Below are 19,895 nucleotides of genomic sequence, written 5' to 3' on the forward strand. Positions count from 1 at the left end.
CGCAGTGTGTTTTTACACAAAAAAATTACTTTTTTTTAATCAAAATTTTGTCCATTGATGATAACAAATCAGACTGAAAGATTGAATTTTGCCTCTACAAAAAATATTCCTGACTATCCGGATTTCTTGGATGTTCAGGTTAAATCTTTTAAGGATTTCTTCCAATTAGAAACGAAATCTGACGAAAGAGGCAACGAAGGGTTATACAATACCTTCATGGAAAACTTCCCTATTACAGATACGAGAAATAACTTCGTATTGGAATTCCTAGATTATTTTGTTGATCCGCCACGTTATACAATTCAAGAATGTATAGAGAGAGGTCTTACTTATAGTGTGCCTTTAAAAGCCAGGTTGAAACTATACTGTACAGATCCAGAACACGAAGATTTTGAAACTATTGTACAAGATGTTTATCTTGGAACAATTCCTTACATGACTCCTAGTGGTACTTTTGTAATAAATGGTGCCGAACGTGTTGTAGTATCTCAATTACACCGTTCTCCAGGGGTTTTCTTTGGACAATCATTCCACGCAAATGGAACTAAACTTTATTCTGCCAGAGTAATTCCTTTTAAAGGTTCTTGGATAGAATTTTCTACAGATATCAACAGCGTTATGTACGCTTATATCGATAGAAAGAAAAAATTACCTGTTACAACTTTATTCCGTGCAATTGGGTTCGAAAGAGATAAGGATATCCTTGAAATTTTCGACTTAGCAGAAGAAATTAAAGTTTCAAAAACTGGTATTAAGAAATATATTGGAAGAAGACTTGCTGCACGTGTATTGAATACATGGCACGAGGATTTCGTTGATGAAGATACTGGTGAGGTAGTTTCTATCGAACGTAACGAAATCATCCTTGATCGTGATACAATTATCGACAAAGATAATGTGGAAGAAATCATCGATTCTAACGTTAAATCTATTTTGTTACACAAAGAGGATAATAACCAGGCAGATTATGCTATTATCCACAATACATTACAAAAAGATCCAACAAACTCTGAAAAAGAAGCTGTAGAGCACATTTACCGTCAGTTGCGTAACGCTGAACCGCCTGATGAGGAAACTGCTCGTGGTATTATAGATAAATTATTCTTCTCTGATCAACGTTATAACTTAGGTGAAGTTGGTCGTTACAGAATGAACAAAAAATTGAATTTAGATATCCCTATGGATAAGCAAGTGCTTACCAAAGAAGATATCATTACAATTGTAAAATATTTGATCGAATTGATCAACTCTAAAGCAGAGATTGATGATATTGATCACTTATCAAACCGTCGTGTTAGAACAGTTGGTGAACAATTGTCTCAACAATTCGGTGTTGGTTTAGCACGTATGGCTAGAACTATTCGTGAGAGAATGAACGTTAGAGATAACGAGGTGTTTACACCAATTGATTTGATTAATGCTAAAACATTATCATCAGTTATCAACTCTTTCTTTGGAACTAACCAGTTATCTCAATTTATGGATCAAACGAATCCATTAGCTGAGATTACGCACAAAAGAAGACTTTCTGCACTTGGACCAGGTGGACTTTCGAGAGAGAGAGCTGGTTTCGAGGTTCGTGACGTTCACTATACACACTATGGTCGTTTATGTCCGATTGAAACTCCAGAGGGACCAAACATTGGTTTGATTTCATCTCTTGGTGTTTATGCAAAAGTAAACGGAATGGGATTCATCGAAACTCCATACCGTAAAGTAACTAATGGTGTAGTTGATTTAGAAAGTACTCCAATTTACTTAAGTGCTGAAGAAGAAGAAGGTAAAATGATTGCTCAGGCAAACATTGAAATGGATGAAACTGGTAAAATTACAGCTAGCAATGTTATTGCTCGTGAGGAAGGTGACTTCCCGGTTGTTGAACCATCAGTAGTTCATTATACAGACGTTGCACCTAACCAGATCGCTTCGATTTCTGCGTCATTGATTCCTTTCTTGGAGCATGATGATGCGAACCGTGCGTTGATGGGATCTAACATGATGCGTCAGGCGGTTCCTTTGATCCGTCCAGAAGCACCAATCGTTGGTACAGGTTTAGAGCGTCAGGTGGCTTCAGATTCAAGAGTATTAATCAATGCTGAAGGGCATGGAACTGTTGAATATGTTGATGCAAATATCATTACTATTAAATACGATCGTACAGAAGACGAGAGAATGGTTAGTTTTGATGCTGATGAGAAAACATACAACCTTATTAAATTTAGAAAAACCAATCAAGGTACAAGTATTAACTTGAAACCAATCGTAAGAAAAGGTGACAGAGTTATTCCTGGACAAGTATTGTCAGAAGGATATGCTACTCAAAATGGAGAATTAGCTTTAGGTAGAAACTTAAAAGTTGCGTTCATGCCATGGAAAGGGTATAACTTCGAGGATGCGATTGTAATTTCTGAAAAAGTAGTTCGTGATGATATTTTTACATCTATCCACGTTGATGATTATTCATTAGAGGTTAGAGATACTAAGTTAGGAAATGAAGAGTTAACAAACGATATTCCTAACGTTTCTGAAGAAGCTACTAAAGATTTAGATGAAAACGGTATGATCAGAATTGGAGCAGAGGTTAAACCTGGCGACATTTTGATCGGAAAAATTACACCAAAAGGAGAATCAGATCCTACTCCAGAGGAGAAATTGCTTCGTGCAATCTTCGGGGATAAAGCAGGTGATGTAAAAGATGCTTCATTAAAAGCTTCTCCATCTTTACATGGTGTAGTTCTTGATAAAAAATTATTTGCAAGAGCCGTAAAAGATAAACGTAAACGTACTCAGGATAAAGATGCTTTAGGCGCTTTAGAAATGGAATTCGAAACTAAATTTGTTGAATTAAAAGACAGATTAGTTGAGAAATTATTCTTGATCGTTAACGGAAAAACATCTCAAGGTGTAATGAATGATTTGGGTGAAGAAGTTTTACCAAAAGGTAAAAAATATACTCAAAAAATGCTTTACGCAGTAGAAGATTTTGCTCACTTAAGCAAAGGTCAATGGGTTGCTGATGACGCTACAAATAAAATGGTTAATGATTTAATTCATAACTATAAAATTAAGCTGAATGACTTACAAGGATCTTTAAGAAGAGAAAAATTCACTATTACAGTTGGGGATGAATTACCATCTGGAATCTTGAAATTAGCGAAAATTTATATCGCTAAAAAACGTAAATTGAAAGTGGGGGATAAAATGGCAGGACGTCACGGTAACAAAGGTATTGTTGCAAGAATCGTTCGTCATGAAGATATGCCTTTCTTAGAAGATGGAACACCGGTAGATATCGTATTGAATCCACTTGGGGTACCTTCACGTATGAACATTGGTCAGATTTATGAAACTGTTCTTGGATGGGCTGGTATGAACTTGGGTAGAAAATTTGCTACTCCAATTTTTGACGGTGCTTCTCTTGACGAAATCAATGCTTTGACTGATGAAGCTAACGTACCACGTTTCGGACATACTTATCTTTATGATGGTGGAACTGGAGAGCGTTTTGCACAAAAAGCAACGGTGGGTGTAATTTACATGCTTAAATTAGGACACATGGTTGATGATAAGATGCACGCACGTTCTATCGGACCATACTCATTGATTACGCAGCAACCACTTGGAGGTAAGGCTCAATTTGGAGGTCAGCGTTTTGGAGAGATGGAGGTTTGGGCACTTGAGGCTTATGGAGCTTCTAGTACACTACGTGAAATCTTAACTGTTAAGTCTGATGACGTTATTGGTAGAGCTAAAACTTACGAGGCTATCGTTAAGGGTGAAACTATGCCAGAACCAGGTTTACCAGAATCATTCAATGTATTAATGCACGAATTGAAAGGTCTAGGTTTAGATCTTCGTTTGGAAGAATAAATAAAAGTTTCTAGTTATAGTCTCAGTATTCAGTCCCGCACTGAAAACTGAGACTTTTGACTGAAACAAATGTTAGAAGTTTTTAAAGATTTATACCCGTAAACCGTTCCGATTTTTTATAATAATGTAAGCCATTTTATAATTAGCACTTCAAATTTAATTTTGAGGTTTAGAGAAGTAACCCGAGGTAGTAGCTGAATGATTAACTCTTTGTTTTTAAAGAGTAGATTATAAATCTAAATTCAATTTTTTAATTGCAAATAAATCAATAGTAAAAACTATGATGAATAACAGAAACAATAATAAAGATAAAAATCCAGTTAAAAGATTTAATAAAATCTCTATTGGATTGGCTTCACCAGAATCTATCCTTAAAGAATCAAGAGGAGAGGTTTTAAAGCCTGAAACAATTAACTATAGAACTCACAAACCTGAGCGTGACGGACTTTTCTGCGAAAGAATCTTCGGACCAGTAAAAGATTTCGAATGTGCTTGTGGTAAGTATAAAAGAATTCGTTACAAAGGTATCATCTGTGACCGTTGTGGTGTTGAAGTTACTGAGAAAAAAGTACGTCGTGACAGAGTAGGACACATCAACCTTGTTGTGCCAATTGCTCATATCTGGTACTTCCGTTCTCTTCCAAACAAAATTGGTTATATCCTTGGTCTTCCATCTAAAAAATTAGATATGATCATTTACTACGAAAGATACGTAGTAATTCAGGCTGGTATTGCTAAAAATGCAGATGGAGAATCTTTACAAAGACTAGATTTCTTAACTGAAGAAGAATATTTGAATATTTTAGATACTCTTCCACAAGAAAATCAATATTTAGATGATATGGATCCTAATAAATTTGTTGCCAAAATGGGAGCAGAATGTATTATGGATTTATTAGCTCGTATCGACTTAGATGAATTGTCTTACCAATTGAGACATAGTGCTAACAACGAAACATCTAAACAACGTAAAACTGAAGCTTTAAAAAGATTACAAGTTGTTGAGTCTTTCCGTGAGTCTAACTTAAACCGCGAAAACCGTCCTGAATGGATGATTATGAAAGTGGTTCCAGTTATCCCGCCAGAATTACGTCCGCTTGTGCCGCTTGATGGAGGTCGTTTTGCAACTTCAGATTTAAATGACTTATATCGTCGTGTAATCATCCGTAACAACCGTTTGAAAAGATTAATGGAGATTAAAGCTCCAGAAGTTATCTTAAGAAACGAGAAACGTATGTTGCAAGAATCTGTTGATTCATTATTTGATAACACTCGAAAAGCTTCTGCTGTTAAAACAGAATCTAACAGACCATTAAAATCATTATCTGATTCCTTAAAAGGTAAGCAAGGACGTTTCCGTCAAAACTTACTTGGAAAACGTGTGGATTATTCTGCTCGTTCGGTAATTGTTGTTGGTCCTGAGTTAAAATTATTCGAATGTGGATTGCCAAAAGATATGGCATCTGAGTTATACAAACCTTTTGTTATCCGTAAATTGATTGAAAGAGGTATTGTAAAAACAGTAAAATCTGCTAAGAAGATCATAGACAAAAAAGAGCCTGTAGTTTGGGATATCCTTGAAAATGTAATTAAAGGTCACCCAGTATTACTTAACCGTGCTCCTACGTTACACAGGCTTGGTATTCAGGCTTTCCAGCCAAAATTAATTGAAGGAAAAGCGATCCAATTGCACCCATTAGTATGTACGGCTTTCAACGCCGATTTTGATGGGGATCAGATGGCAGTTCACTTACCATTAGGACCAGAGGCTATTTTAGAGGCACAATTATTAATGTTGGCTTCTCACAATATTCTTAACCCTGCAAATGGTGCTCCAATTACTGTACCTTCTCAGGATATGGTCTTGGGTCTATATTATATGACCAAAGAACGTATCTCTACACCAGAACACATAATTTTAGGTCAAGACTTAACTTTCTATTCTGCTGAAGAAGTAAATATTGCATTAAACGAAGGAAGATTAGAATTGAATGCTCGTGTGAAAATTAGAGCAAAAGATTTTAATGACGCTGGAGAATTAGTGTACAAAATTATTCAAACAACTGCAGGACGTGTATTATTTAACGAAGTAGTACCTGAAGCAGCTGGATATATCAATGACGTATTGACTAAGAAAAACCTTAGAGATATTATCGGACACATTTTGAGTGTGACTGATGTACCTACAACTGCGGCTTTCTTGGATAATATGAAAGATATGGGTTATAAATTTGCATTTAGAGGAGGTTTATCATTCTCTTTAGGTGATATTAGAATCCCAGAACAAAAAACGAAGTTAATTGCAGATGCCAGAGAGCAAGTTGAAGGTATCTCAACTAACTATAACATGGGTCTTATTACAAATAACGAGCGTTACAACCAAGTTATTGACGTTTGGACTTCAGCAAATGCTCAGTTAACAGAATTGGCAATGAAAAATATTAGAGAAGACCAACAAGGTTTCAACTCTGTATATATGATGCTTGATTCTGGGGCGAGGGGTTCTAAGGAACAGATTCGTCAGTTAACTGGTATGCGTGGTTTGATGGCGAAGCCTAAAAAATCTACTGCTGGTGGTGGTGAGATTATTGAAAACCCGATTCTTTCTAACTTTAAGGAAGGTCTGTCGATCCTTGAGTATTTCATTTCTACTCACGGTGCTCGTAAAGGTCTTGCGGATACGGCTCTTAAAACAGCCGATGCTGGTTACTTGACAAGAAGGCTTCATGACGTTTCTCAAGATGTTATTGTTAACATTGAAGATTGTGGAACTTTAAGAGGTGTTGAAGTTGCTGCATTGAAGAAAAATGAGGAAATCGTTGAGTCGTTAGGAGAAAGAATTTTAGGACGTGTTGCATTGCAAGATGTTATAAATCCACTTACTAATGAAGTAATAGTTCAATCTGGCCAGCAAATTACTGAAGCAATTATGAGAACTATAGAAGCTTCTCCAATTGAAAAAGTAGAGGTTAGATCTCCATTAACTTGTGAGGCTTTAAAAGGTATTTGTGCTAAATGTTACGGTAGAAACTTAGCTACTGGAAAAATGACACAAAGAGGTGAAGCTGTCGGAGTTATTGCTGCTCAGTCTATTGGAGAGCCAGGTACACAGTTAACACTTCGTACGTTCCACGTTGGAGGGGTTGCTGGAGGTATTTCTGAAGAATCAAGTATCATTACAAGATTCAACGGTAGACTTGAAATTGAAGATTTAAAAACTGTTAAAGGTGAAGACAGCGAAGGTAATGCGGTAGATATCGTAGTATCACGTTCAACTGAATTAAAATTAGTTGACGAAAAAACTGGAATCGTCTTAAATACACATAACATTCCTTACGGTTCTAGTATCTTTGTTAAAGATGGAGAAACTGTAGCTAAAGGAAGTGTAATCTGTAAATGGGATCCATATAATGGTGTAATTGTTTCTGAGTTTACAGGTAAGATCGCTTACGAAGATTTAGAGCAAGGACAATCATTCATGGTTGAGATCGATGAGCAGACTGGTTTCCAGGAAAAAGTAATTTCTGAGGCTAGAAACAAAAAGTTAATCCCGACTTTATTAGTTTATGGTAAAGAAGGTGAATTAATTCGTTCTTACAACTTACCAGTAGGTGCACACTTAATGGTTGAAAATGGTGAGAAAATTAAAGCCGGTAAAGTATTAGTAAAAATCCCTCGTCGTTCTTCTAAAGCAGGCGATATTACGGGAGGATTACCAAGAATTACTGAGTTGCTTGAGGCTCGTAACCCTTCAAATCCAGCAGTTGTATCTGAAATTGATGGTGTTGTTTCTTTTGGAAAAATCAAAAGAGGTAACCGTGAGATCGTTATCGAATCTAAATTTGGTGAAATTAAAAAGTATTTAGTTAAGCTTTCAAGCCAAATCTTAGTACAAGAAAATGACTTCGTAAGAGCGGGAGTGCCATTGTCTGATGGTGCAATTACACCAGATGATATCTTAAGAATTCAAGGACCGGCTGCTGTTCAACAGTACTTGGTAAATGAAATTCAAGAGGTTTACCGTTTACAAGGGGTAAAAATTAATGACAAGCACTTTGAGGTAGTAATTCGTCAAATGATGCGTAAAGTAAGAGTTGAAGATCCAGGAGATACTTTATTCCTAGAGGACCAATTGATTCACACGAAAGACTTTATCCTTCAAAATGATAAATTATATGGTATGAAAGTGGTAGAGGATGCTGGAGATTCTTCAGTATTGAAACCAGGTCAGATCATTTCTCCTCGTGAGCTTCGTGATGAGAATTCATTATTGAAACGTACAGATAAAAATCTTGTTGTAGCAAGAGACGTAATTACTGCAACTGCAACACCAGTTTTACAAGGTATTACAAGAGCTTCGTTACAAACTAAATCATTCATTTCTGCGGCTTCATTCCAGGAGACAACGAAAGTACTTAACGAAGCTGCAGTAGCTGGTAAAGTAGATGATTTAGAAGGATTAAAAGAAAATGTAATTGTTGGACACAGAATTCCTGCTGGAACTGGTATGAGAGAATATGATAACACTATCGTAGGATCTAAAGACGATTACAACGAAATGATGGCTAATAAAGAAGAATACATTTATTAATTAGGGAAACTATGAGTAATCCGAAACAACAACAAGAGCAAATTAATATTGAGTTAGACGAAACTATTGCAGAAGGAATTTATTCTAATCTGGCAATTATTAATCATTCATCTTCAGAGTTTGTTTTAGATTTTGTGAGCATTATGCCAGGTATTCCTAAAGCCAAGGTAAAGTCAAGAATTGTCTTGACACCACAACATGCTAAAAGATTATTACGAGCAATTGGTGAAAATATCCATCGATTTGAAGCCGCTCATGGCGAAATCAAAGAGACAGAGCAAGCGCCAATACCGCTTAATTTTGGTCCGGCAGGACAAGCATAATTTTCAAAAGCCCCATTAAAAATGGGGCTTTTTTTTTTGATATCCTATTTAGAATTAAATGTCGTTTGTCTGATTTAATTTACTTTAGTCGACAAAATTTCTTTTTAAAGTTCTATTATTCTAAATTGGCAGTTCCTATGATAGATTAATTTTTGAAATATAATGACTTAGTAAGGTTGATTTAATTCAAAGTTTAAGAAAGCACTAATGTAATTAGTGCTTTTTTTTTGTCTGAAAATGAGTTGATTGAGTTTTTATTTGAAAAATATTTCATTTCTTCCCAACCTTTTTATGAAAAATGTACTCTATATAAGTAAGAACCCCTTTTGAAGGTTTTTAACCTAAATAAAGTATTATATGAAAAAGAAATTCACTCTAGAAATAGCAAGTCCCTGTTCTGAAAACTTTGATAAAATGATTCCTAACGCAAGCGGTTCATTTTGCAATTCCTGTATGAAAAATGTAATTGATTTAAGCAAGAAAACCAATTCAGAAGTTGCTAGATTTATTGCTGAGAATAAAGATAAGTCTATTTGTGCGAGGTTAAAAACAACTCAGATGGAAGAACAGTTCGAATACAACGAAATTTCTAAGATTAATACTTTAAAATATGCGGCAGTTGCGGCATCAGTTTTACTTGTATCTAATCTTTCAGCACAAGAAAAACAACCTGTAAAAACAGAAATAAACTGCCCAAAACCTAATGTTTATAAGCTAGGTAAAGTGGCTTATAACCAAACTGTAAACAAAGAAGTATCCATAACGATTAAAGGAAAGTTATTAGAAGCAAAAACAAATAAACCTTTTAACAGCAAAATATATCCTAACTTAATGCTTTCCGTTGATGGCTCACAAAACCCTGTAAAAGTAAACCCTAAAACAGGGGAGTTTTCTATAGAAGCGAAAATTTTAAAATACAGTAAAACTTTAATGGTTACAATTACTGGAAATGATTATTATTTATCAAAAGAAGTATATGTTGATGCTAATTCGGCTAAGAATAATGTTTTGACACAAAATATAATCGTTGGAGCAGACGAACTCACTAAAATCTATATTGCCGGCGGATTGGGAATTAATTATACCGGTCAATAATTCAAATTTACATTTTGGGGAATGTAAATAAAAAAGGCTGTCTAAATAAAATTGACAGCCTTTTTGCTTTTTATCTGAAAAGAATATTAATCAAATTCAGAAGTAAAATATAATTTCACGGTTGGATATTTGCTTTGCGTCATTTGAATAGTAAAATCAGAATCGGCTAAAAATACCAGCTGACCATATTTATCATGAGCAAGGAATTTTTGTTTAATTCGTTTAAACTCTTTAAATTCTTCGTTTTTAGCATCATCTGGTTTTACCCAGCAGGCCTTATGAACAGGGAAATTTTCGTAAGTACATTTAGCACCATATTCATGCTCTAAACGGTATTGAATTACCTCATATTGAAGTGCTCCAACTGTTCCGATAATTTTACGATTGTTCATTTCTAATGTAAACAACTGAGCAACACCTTCATCCATCAACTGGTCGATACCTTTGTCTAATTGCTTAGCTTTCATAGGATCGGCGTTGTTAATGTATCTAAAGTGTTCTGGTGAGAAACTTGGAATACCTTTAAAACTCATTATTTCGCCTTCTGTTAAAGTATCTCCAATCTTAAAGTTTCCTGTATCGTGTAAACCAACAATATCGCCGGGATAAGAAATATCAACGATTTCTTTTTTCTCGGCAAAAAAGGCATTCGGGCTTGAGAATTTTAAATTTTTCTTTTGACGAACGTGATAATAAGGTTTGTTTCTTTCGAAAGTTCCAGAAACAATTTTTATAAAAGCTAAACGGTCACGGTGTTTCGGATCCATGTTAGCGTGAATCTTAAATACAAAACCAGACATTTTTTCTTCTGCAGGATCAACCAAACGAGTTTCAGAATCTTTTGGTCTTGGAGACGGAGCAATGGTAACGAAACAATCTAATAATTCACGAACTCCAAAATTATTCAAGGCAGAACCAAAGAAAACGGGCTGTATTTTACCATCTAAATAATCCTGACGCTCGAATTTTGGATACACTTCATCAATCAATTCTAATTCCTCACGAAGTTTTTCAGCTGCTTTTTCACCTACAATTTTATCTAATTCCGGATTATTTTGAACATCAGAAAAAGCGATGGTTTCTTCAATATTTTTGCGACTGTCTCCGCTGAAAAGATTGATGTTTTCTTCCCATAAATTATAAATTCCCTGAAAATCATAACCCATACCGATTGGGAAACTTAATGGAGTAACTTTTAAACCCAGTTTTTGTTCTACTTCATCCATCAAATCGAAAGCATCTTTACCTTCACGATCTAATTTGTTGATGAAAACAATCATAGGAATGTTACGCATTCTACAAACCGAAACCAATTTTTCAGTTTGTTCCTCAACCCCTTTTGCAACGTCAATAACCACAATTACACTATCAACAGCAGTAAGAGTTCTAAAAGTATCTTCGGCAAAATCCTTGTGTCCCGGAGTATCAAGGATATTGATTTTTTTATCTTTATAATTAAAAGCAAGTACAGAAGTCGAAACCGAAATACCTCTTTGGCGTTCGATCTCCATAAAGTCACTCGTTGCTCCTTTTTTAATTTTATTATTTTTTACAGCTCCAGCTTCCTGAATAGCCCCTCCAAACAACAGTAATTTTTCCGTTAATGTTGTTTTACCGGCATCGGGATGCGAGATAATTCCAAATGTTCTTCTGCGTTGTATTTCTTTTAAAAAGCTCATATTTTGTATAAATAGGTTGCAAAAGTACTATTAATTACGGCTTAATAAAAATATTCAGTTCTTAAATTGAAAGCGATGATTTTTCAAAACACTACTTTTTGTGAAAAAATAAGGCTGTTTTTAAAAACAGCCTTAAATAGATATTAAAAAATAAATTATTGGTTAATTGACCAGACAGAATATCCTTTTGGCGGACATTCTATTTTTACCCATTTATCAGCCTGAGTTGTAGGATACCAGGTTGAGTTTCCTGTAAAGTCTTTAATCTGAGTATTTGCCCAATTGGTTTGAATCCATCTTTCCTGCCAAGCATCAGAATTGTTAATATAAACTACTAATCCTGGATTTCCATTGTAACCATTTCTTCTTGCCACATATTCATCATTATCAGAATATAAAATAGAAGTTGTCCCTGTCGCTTTATTATTATGAATCCAGATTAAATTGTTCAATTTGTTTTTATCCAGCCATTCTTCATAATCTCTATAGAAAATTGTTGGATAACCTTCGTGAGTTAATATATAGGAGTATGCAAGCATTTTGCTGTAAATTTCATCAGTATCATGATTGGTTACAAAAGTTACTGCTTTGTACGGATTTCGTTTCCACATCATATCATCATTTAAAAGAGCCAGATTATTACCGTCAAAAGCATCATTCATTTTATAATAACAAGCAAAATCAAATACAGAACTATTGGCATTATTGGCCCAGTAATTCAATACATTCACATTCGAATCCCATAATTCTCCAACCGAAAAACCGCCTACATTCGCATTCCATGCATTTACAACCCATGCTCCAAATCCTTTTACATAATCAAATCTCCAGCCGTCAAATTTCATGGTGTTTTTATAATATTTACCAACTCCGTCAGCTCGCAGCCAAAGCCAGTCTTGTACATTTGGAGCTGCATGGCATAAATCAGGAAATCCTCCAAAGGCTCCTTCATCATTATTTCCGTAGCTGTTTTTATAAAAATCGTTATAAGTACGTTTAAATTTTCCAGAAGAAATTCCGGTAAAATTAGTCCATGTATTAGTTCCCGTAAATGGATTGGCTTCAGATTGACCGCCGCTATTGTGATTGATAACAATATCAGCATAAACTTTCATATTTTCAGCGTGAGCATTCGTAATTAAATTTACCAATTCCGTTTTTGAACCAAATCTGGTTTCAACGCTTCCATTTTGATTGTAATCACCAAAGTCAAAATAATCCGTTGGGTCATATCCCATAGAAAAAGCTCCGTTTTGCGCTTTTGATGCCGGAGGCAACCAAATAGAACCAATTCCGGCATTTGACCAAGCGGTTACTTTACTACTTACAGTATTCCACCAATTTCCTCCAGCTGGAACATCCCAATAAAAAGCCTGCATCATAACGCCCCCGCCTGGGTTATCAACATATTTTCCGGTTAAAGAAGATGAAGATTGACCGGTGCTGAAAGGTTTTCCATCGTGGTTGGTAACATTGATGATTTTAAACTGCTGACTTTCAGCTTTAGAATCATCATCATTTGTTTCATTTTGCGAACAAGAATACAGAAATCCTGCAATTGTCATAACAAAACATAATCTTGCAATAGGTTTTTTCATAATAGATGTGGTTAAGGTTAAAATGTAAAGTTTTGTAATTGCTTAATTTTTGGATTAAAAATCAAAGGAATTCCTGATTTTCAACATCATAAATTGTTAATTACGCATCTAAAGTAGGAGTTTTTTGATTTGGTTTGTTTTTGTAAGAAAATAGTTTATTACGAAAACGTTGTAGTGTTTAAAACTTTTTTTTAGTGAATTATAAATTAGTGGTTTAAGTTTTTGTTGATTTTGGAAGAATATGATTTTAATAAAGAAAAAGAGTAAAGAATGAAAGTTGAGATATTGTATTTAATTAGGTTCCACATAATTTTTTGTTAATACTATGGCTGATAGTTGTATTATGTAATTGAATTGTTATTTTTGTTCGTTTTATATAAGAGAAATAGAAGTTGATTGTTTGATTTTTCAGAATAGCTTTTGAAAGAATAGATGATAACTGATTAAAATTTTAAAGTACAGATCTTTAACATCCAAATTAAATTTAAAATAATGTTATTAAAAAAATTACAGCTAAAAACTATTGATTATAAGTTAATCGTAACAATGTGTTTTTTACTTTTTTTCACTTCAATAGTTTCAGCTCAGGAAATTATTAAGGATGTTGTAGCTGAGAAGCCTGTAGAACCGGTACATGGCAGACAAAAAATTGACGGTATTATCGCTACAGTTGGAGATTATATTGTTTTAGATTCTGATATTGATAAAGGTTATTTAGAGATTGCCAGCCAGGGAGGTAGTATAAAAGATATTACAAGATGCCAGATGCTTGGTAAACTTTTAGAAGATAAATTGTATGCACATCAGGCCATTCAGGATAGTATTATCGTGAGCGATGCCGAAGTGAGAGGTATGATGGAAGAACGTTTGAATTATATGATTCAACAAGTTGGTGACATCAACAAAGTAGTTGAATACTACAAAAAAAGTTCTGTTGAGGAATTTAAAACTTATTTTGCAGATATCTTAAAAGAGCAAAAATTAGCCTCAGAAATGAGAGATAAAATTGTTAAAGATGTAGAAATTACGCCAGAGGAAGTTAGAAATTTTTTCAAAAAAATCCCTAAAGATGAATTGCCGACTTTTGGAGCTGAGATGGAAGTAGCGCAAATTGTGGTAGAACCAAAAGTTTCCAAAGAAGATAAACAAAAAGTAATTGATCGATTAAATGCTATCCGAAAAGATGTTTTAGAAGGATCAAGTTTTGCAACAAAAGCAGTTTTATATTCACAAGATCCAGGATCTGCTCCTAATGGAGGATATTATAAAATGACTCGTAAAACACCTTTCGTAAAAGAGTTTAAAGATGTTGCTTTTAGTTTGCAGGAAGGTGAAATTTCAGCACCGTTCGAAACGACTTTTGGATACCATATTATTATGGTTGATAAAATAAAAGGCCAGGAAGTTGAATTACGTCACATATTAATTTCTCCAACCGTTTCTGATAGTGCTTTGAAAGAAGCTAAAGAAAGAATTGCAAACATCAGAGCTAAAATTGTAAGCAAAGAACTTACGTTTGCTGAAGCTGCAAGAACAGAATCTGATGAAAAAGAAACCAGAGCAAATGGAGGAACATTAATAAATCCAAATACACAAGATACTCGTTTTGAATTGACTAAAATGGATCCAACCTTATATGGTCAGGTTTCAAATTTAAAAGATGATGAAGTTTCTCAGCCGCTTTTAAATACAGACGATAAAGGAAAGAAAACGTATAAGTTAATTACTGTTACTAATAGAATTGATGAACATACAGCTGATTATGCTAAAGATTATACTAAAATTAAAGAATTAGCATTAAAAGAAAAACAAATCAACGCAATTGCAAAATGGTTTGATACAAAGATTAAAGATACTTACATCAAAATTATTGGAGAATACAGAGATTGTACATTTGCTAACAATTGGTTGAAAAAATAATTTTTATTAAATAAAGAAAAAGAGTTAGTTTTATGAATTCATTAAACTAACTCTTTTTAATTTTAAATATACTCATAAATGTCTGACGTAACAGCAATTCACAACTTAGTTCAGAAACGTAACGAATTAAAAAACGAAATAGCAAAAATCATTGTAGGGCAGGATGCCGTGATTGACCAAATTTTACTTTGTATATTTTCAGGCGGACATGCACTTTTAATAGGTGTTCCGGGTTTGGCAAAAACCTTAATGATAAATACTTTATCTCAGGCTTTAGGTTTAGATTTTAAGAGAATTCAATTTACTCCTGATTTAATGCCTTCGGATATTTTAGGAAGTGAAATTTTGGATGAAAACAGACAATTTAAATTCATAAAAGGACCAATTTTCTCTAATATTATTTTGGCTGATGAGATTAACAGAACGCCGCCAAAAACGCAGGCCGCTTTACTTGAAGCAATGCAGGAACGTTCGGTAACAATTGCAGGTCAGAATTATAAACTAGATTTGCCTTATTTTGTATTGGCAACACAAAACCCAATTGAGCAGGAAGGAACATATCCTCTGCCAGAAGCTCAGTTAGATCGTTTTATGTTTGCTGTTAAACTAGAATATCCCACTTTTGAAGAAGAAGTAAAAGTAGTTAAACAAACAACATCTGATAATAAAGTAGAAATAAGACCTTTATTTACTGCTCAGGAAATTATTGATTTTCAGCATTTAATTCGTCGGATTCCTGTGGCCGATAATGTTATAGAATATGCGGTAACTTTAGTTAGTAAAACTCGTCCCGATAATGCTTTGACAAACGATTTTGTAAAAAATTATCTGGATTGGGGGGCAGGACCAAGAGCTTCGCAAAACTTGATTTTGGCAGCAAAAGCTCACGCAGCTTTCAACGGTAAATTTTCGCCGGATATTGAAGATGTAAAAGCAGTGGCAACCGGAATTTTACGCCACAGAATTATTAAAAACTACAAAGCAGACGCTGAAGGAATAACAGAAGAAGTTATTATTAAAAAGCTGATGTAAGATATATCTAAAAAGCCTGATTTTTAATCAGGCTTTTTTTTTATTTCAATTCTTTAATACTCGTTTCGTTTATCAACCGTACCGTTTTGTTGTGAAAAAGTTTTAGCAGTAAAACTTCTGTAAGCGACGTGTATTTTTTATTGTCATATTCGTACCACCAATAAGAGAAATATCTAATATTATTCTTTTCCAATTTTGTGAGCCATATTTTTTCATTTCTTCTCATGATTTCTTTAGACTCAATGATTTTATATCCGTTACCTGTCCAGCAAATTAAAGGCTTGTGAATAGGTGTTTTGATATAAATTAAGGTTTCTGGAGCGGCAATTTTAAAAACTTCATTATTGACCCAAACTCCTTTTTTAATATTATAATGAGGGTTGAGATTTTCTAACAGCGAATAATTTTGTTCCTTTTTAAGCTCTAAACTAGTAATAAACAATATTCCGGTCGCAATTATCATTGGTAAAAGTTTTGGAAAAAATGAATTGTCGGTTATGTTTTCTTTTTTTGGATTAAAGAATCGTATTAGAAATAGAAGAGGAACAATTTGATAAAATACAAAACACATAATTCCAATAGCGTGATGCAGTATATTTTCTTCGGTACAATTGAATAAAACCAAAGTAATAATTCTGAAATAATTGGAAATAATATTCAGGATTACTATTACACAGCAAAACAATAAAATTTGCAGAATATTGAAATACTTTTGGTTTTTACGTTCTTCTAAAGTCAATAAAAAAGCGCCGAATAATAATCCTGTTTTAAACATCGACAAACCCATACAAGCGGTATCTATCGAAACTTTCGCATTATTGATATAAAAATTAACGCCTTCAATTTTAGTTATCGGAATGAAATTTTTTAATGTTAAATACACTCCGTAACAAAGTGCCTGTTTTATTTCGACAGTTAAATAATTGAATAACTGATCAAAAACTGACGAAAACAAAAAGAGACAGATAAAAGCGATAAAAGAAATTTTTTGTGTAAAGCTGTAATAAACAAAACAGGCAAATAGTAAAAGAGCATGAAAATGCAATGACTTTGTATGCAGTCTGTAACTTATAAATTCTAATAAAAAAATTAACGCAAGCAGCGGATAACTGATACTTAAAGTAGTTTTTCTTCCTGCATAAAGAAATAGGAAAATAGAAAATATAACGCCAAAAAAATTATTGTCTAATCTTGTTGATACAATACTATAGTTTAGAACTAAGAGCATAATTATAGCAAGAATAGCAATTAATTTGGCGTGTGGCTGCAGTAAAACTTTCATTAAGCTTTTTGTTTTTTGTTCCTTTGATAGTAAAATAAAAGTGTAGTCAGGCCAATAATAATCATTACCCATTCATGAGGTTCCGGAACCGCACCGTCATTTTTAATTGAAGCATTTCCGAGAGTATCCACATTTTTTTCAATTCCGTTATTTTCATAATCGGCATCCGTTTCCAAAACAATTAAAGACGAAATTGGTGTTACCACATTGGCATCTTTTGCAAGGGTTACGTATTTATTTGCTGCTAAAGTATCATTCTGAATTTTAACTTGTTCTTCTAAAACTTTTCCAAAAGCATACATTCTGTAAATATGATTTGGTCCGTTACTTTTAGAAATACTGTCTTTAGCTGTTTCCTGAATCGAAATATTTGCAGGTTCAATATTAACTAAGTTTTCATCGGTTTTATACAATACAAACTGATTCTGATTTATCATTTGTAAACTCTTTTGAAGAGAAGCCTGATAATAATCAAGATATTTTTGCTCTTTCACAGTCTGCCAAAACGGATTAATTTCTCCGGAAATATTAATCACTTTTAAATTTTGCTGTTTGGTTCCTGTTTTTATTTTGTTTAAATATTGAGATTCATTTAGTTCTTCAAAATTGGCCGAAAATGCACCAGATTTAGTAATAATCAAACTGTTTTTAGCAATCTTATAAAGCGGCAGTAATGAATAATGCAGATTTTTAAATTCCCATTGAATTTCTTTAAAATTCTCTTTAGTTATTTCTTTTTTTTCTTTGTCGCTATATACATAAATTGATTTTCGTGGTAAGTTGACAAATGACTCTATTTCGTTTAAAGTCCAGCTGCTATTTAAATCCAGAATAATTTCTGAAGCTGTAAATGGAACATTCACTTTTTGAATTTCTTTCACTTTATACGTCTTATCTTTCCATGTAAAAGAACTCGAATTGATTTTATTTAAAGGTATAGCGGCTTCCCAGTCATCTAACCCTTTTGATTCGTTAACATAAAAATTATTTTTAAACTCAAAGTCTTTGGTTGTTCTGACTTTTGCATTGCCCGCAATCTGAATTCGGGAAAGAGTAGAAGCATTTGAAATGTTAGGGCCTTTTATCGAAAGACTTTGATATTTCATTTCATTATTACCCGCTTGTAAAGGAGTCGTAAAACCACATTTAAACGTTCGGGGTTTTTCGTGACTTACAGGAAAAACGCGAACCACAATTTTGTTTCCTTCTTTCCATTGCATCAACGACGGATCACGACTTTCTACTCCAACAATTTGTTTATAAGCAGCCTGCGCTTTTTCTTTAGTTGTTAAAACACCTTTACGTTCTATGCCGTTTACCCATAAAGAAAGAGAAGTAGCAACAGAACCTTCCGGAAGTTGAAAAGAATAAATAGCTTCCTTGTCTTGCCAGGATTCTTTCTCGCAGGCAATATTCATCGTAATTTCGGTGTAGGCTAATCTTGATTCTGGGTAAATTTTGACATCCTCTTTAATGTCTTTGGTAAACAAATCTTCGCCGCTCCATAATTGCTCTTCTGTCTCTAATCTTTTGTCAAAATTTGATTTCAGAATATTAATTCTGTCGTCAGTACTCAAATTAAGTTCGTTGCAAAAAGCATAAGCAATGTTTATAAACGGATTATGAACTTTTCTTTCATTATACTTAGAACTTCCAAATGAATCCAAGCCTCTAAAACTAAAGAAATCCTCACTGCTTTTGTAAACAATGTCTTTTTTAAGTAAAACTTCATTGAAAAAATTAGGCTCTAAATGCTGTGAAATCTTGATATAAGCTGGTAAATCATCATTATAATCAAATGATTTTGCAATTTCGTTTTGGCTAATTCTTTCACTTTCAATATTCAGTCGATAAGTAAAAACAAACAAAGCTATTAGCACGCTTAAAATACCACAGGCAAAAGAAATGAAGTATTGTCTGTCTTCCTGAAAGAATTTTGATAATCGTATTAAATGTCCTATTGAAATTATTGCCGGAACTAAGCCGTAAAATCCTATTCCTAAAACTATAATTCCAATCACAGAAATTAATGTAATAGGTAAGAGATATAAAGCGTAGTATAATATTAATGAATAAGATAATCCATTAATAAAGAAAAGTGCCAGAGCAGTATTGCTTTTATTTTGTGTAGAATAAATAAAGAAATTTGAAATACAAAAAGTCAAAGTAATGAGATAAACCCAAACCGGCAGATCTTCAAAAATAGAAAAGAAAACGTTAAGACAAAAGCACCCAATAAGCCAGTTTAAAAACAAAAAAGGAAGTAAATGAACGTATTTTTCTTTTTTTCTTAAAAGAAAAAAAGAGAGCGTAACACAATAAGTGAATTCAAATATCAGGCTTATTACACATAAAGGTTCTGCGCCGCGTGAATCGAAGGCAGAAAAGATTAATATAATGCAGAGTAAAAACAAGCAAATTGATGAAACAACTAAGCTCATTATGACTCCTTCATTTTGAATGTATTCTTTAAATAACTGTAATTTGTTTTTCATAGAGTTTTAT

The 19,895-nt window shown here is 33.6% G+C and carries 10 protein-coding genes; 6 read left to right on the forward strand and 4 right to left on the reverse strand.

Annotated features, from left to right (window positions below; translation table 11 throughout):
- Positions 1 to 57: 57 nt before the first annotated feature.
- From rpoB to L1276_RS19900, 4 genes are all read left to right on the forward strand, one after another.
- On the forward strand, positions 58 to 3,870 hold the full coding sequence (gene rpoB, locus L1276_RS19885; protein WP_253790928.1) for a DNA-directed RNA polymerase subunit beta: 3,813 nt from the start codon (positions 58 to 60) through the stop codon (positions 3,868 to 3,870).
- A 280-nt stretch (positions 3,871 to 4,150) separates the two neighbouring features.
- Positions 4,151 to 8,461 (forward strand): DNA-directed RNA polymerase subunit beta', encoded by a 4,311-nt coding sequence (gene rpoC / locus L1276_RS19890; protein WP_253790930.1) that lies wholly within the window; start codon positions 4,151 to 4,153, stop codon positions 8,459 to 8,461.
- A gap of 11 nt (positions 8,462 to 8,472) precedes the next feature.
- Positions 8,473 to 8,784, forward strand: a complete 312-nt coding sequence (locus L1276_RS19895) for a DUF3467 domain-containing protein (protein ID WP_012024017.1) — start codon at positions 8,473 to 8,475, stop codon at positions 8,782 to 8,784.
- Positions 8,785 to 9,141: 357 nt separating this feature from the next.
- A complete protein-coding gene (locus L1276_RS19900) occupies positions 9,142 to 9,879 on the forward strand; it encodes a hypothetical protein (protein ID WP_253790932.1) in 738 nt (245 codons plus the stop codon).
- Between the two features lie 86 nt (positions 9,880 to 9,965).
- Here the strand turns inward: L1276_RS19900 and L1276_RS19905 are convergent, their stop codons facing one another.
- Both L1276_RS19905 and L1276_RS19910 read right to left on the reverse strand, forming a co-directional pair.
- Positions 9,966 to 11,558 (reverse strand): peptide chain release factor 3, encoded by a 1,593-nt coding sequence (locus L1276_RS19905; RefSeq protein ID WP_253790934.1) that lies wholly within the window; start codon positions 11,556 to 11,558, stop codon positions 9,966 to 9,968.
- Between the two features lie 155 nt (positions 11,559 to 11,713).
- Positions 11,714 to 13,156 carry an alpha-amylase gene (locus tag L1276_RS19910; protein WP_253790935.1) on the reverse strand — a complete coding sequence of 481 codons (1,443 nt, stop codon included), beginning with the start codon at positions 13,154 to 13,156 and terminating at the stop codon, positions 11,714 to 11,716.
- A 492-nt stretch (positions 13,157 to 13,648) separates the two neighbouring features.
- Here L1276_RS19910 and L1276_RS19915 point away from each other — a divergent pair, with 492 nt between their 5' ends.
- Both L1276_RS19915 and L1276_RS19920 read left to right on the forward strand, forming a co-directional pair.
- A complete protein-coding gene (locus L1276_RS19915) occupies positions 13,649 to 15,076 on the forward strand; it encodes a peptidylprolyl isomerase (RefSeq protein ID WP_253790936.1) in 1,428 nt (475 codons plus the stop codon).
- Positions 15,077 to 15,154: 78 nt separating this feature from the next.
- Positions 15,155 to 16,108 carry a MoxR family ATPase gene (locus tag L1276_RS19920; protein ID WP_253790938.1) on the forward strand — a complete coding sequence of 318 codons (954 nt, stop codon included), beginning with the start codon at positions 15,155 to 15,157 and terminating at the stop codon, positions 16,106 to 16,108.
- A 40-nt stretch (positions 16,109 to 16,148) separates the two neighbouring features.
- On the opposite strand, the gene xrtN is transcribed toward L1276_RS19920, so the two are convergent.
- Both xrtN and L1276_RS19930 read right to left on the reverse strand, forming a co-directional pair.
- Positions 16,149 to 17,390 (reverse strand): exosortase N, encoded by a 1,242-nt coding sequence (gene xrtN, locus L1276_RS19925; RefSeq protein ID WP_253790940.1) that lies wholly within the window; start codon positions 17,388 to 17,390, stop codon positions 16,149 to 16,151.
- A complete protein-coding gene (locus tag L1276_RS19930) occupies positions 17,390 to 19,885 on the reverse strand; it encodes an XrtN system VIT domain-containing protein (protein WP_253790942.1) in 2,496 nt (831 codons plus the stop codon). The genes xrtN and L1276_RS19930 overlap by 1 nt, the downstream gene beginning before the upstream one ends.
- Positions 19,886 to 19,895: the final 10 nt, after the last annotated feature.

Source organism: Flavobacterium sp. HSC-32F16, assembly GCF_024171645.1.
GTDB lineage: Bacteria > Bacteroidota > Bacteroidia > Flavobacteriales > Flavobacteriaceae > Flavobacterium.

Coding starts and splice junctions, on each gene's coding strand:
- rpoB (WP_253790928.1), top strand. CDS start 58: ATGATAACAAATCAGACTGAAAGATTGAATTTTGCCTCTACAAAAAAT.
- rpoC (WP_253790930.1), top strand. CDS start 4,151: ATGATGAATAACAGAAACAATAATAAAGATAAAAATCCAGTTAAAAGA.
- L1276_RS19895 (WP_012024017.1), top strand. CDS start 8,473: ATGAGTAATCCGAAACAACAACAAGAGCAAATTAATATTGAGTTAGAC.
- L1276_RS19900 (WP_253790932.1), top strand. CDS start 9,142: ATGAAAAAGAAATTCACTCTAGAAATAGCAAGTCCCTGTTCTGAAAAC.
- L1276_RS19905 (WP_253790934.1), bottom strand. CDS start 11,558: ATGAGCTTTTTAAAAGAAATACAACGCAGAAGAACATTTGGAATTATC.
- L1276_RS19910 (WP_253790935.1), bottom strand. CDS start 13,156: ATGAAAAAACCTATTGCAAGATTATGTTTTGTTATGACAATTGCAGGA.
- L1276_RS19915 (WP_253790936.1), top strand. CDS start 13,649: ATGTTATTAAAAAAATTACAGCTAAAAACTATTGATTATAAGTTAATC.
- L1276_RS19920 (WP_253790938.1), top strand. CDS start 15,155: ATGTCTGACGTAACAGCAATTCACAACTTAGTTCAGAAACGTAACGAA.
- xrtN (WP_253790940.1), bottom strand. CDS start 17,390: ATGAAAGTTTTACTGCAGCCACACGCCAAATTAATTGCTATTCTTGCT.
- L1276_RS19930 (WP_253790942.1), bottom strand. CDS start 19,885: ATGAAAAACAAATTACAGTTATTTAAAGAATACATTCAAAATGAAGGA.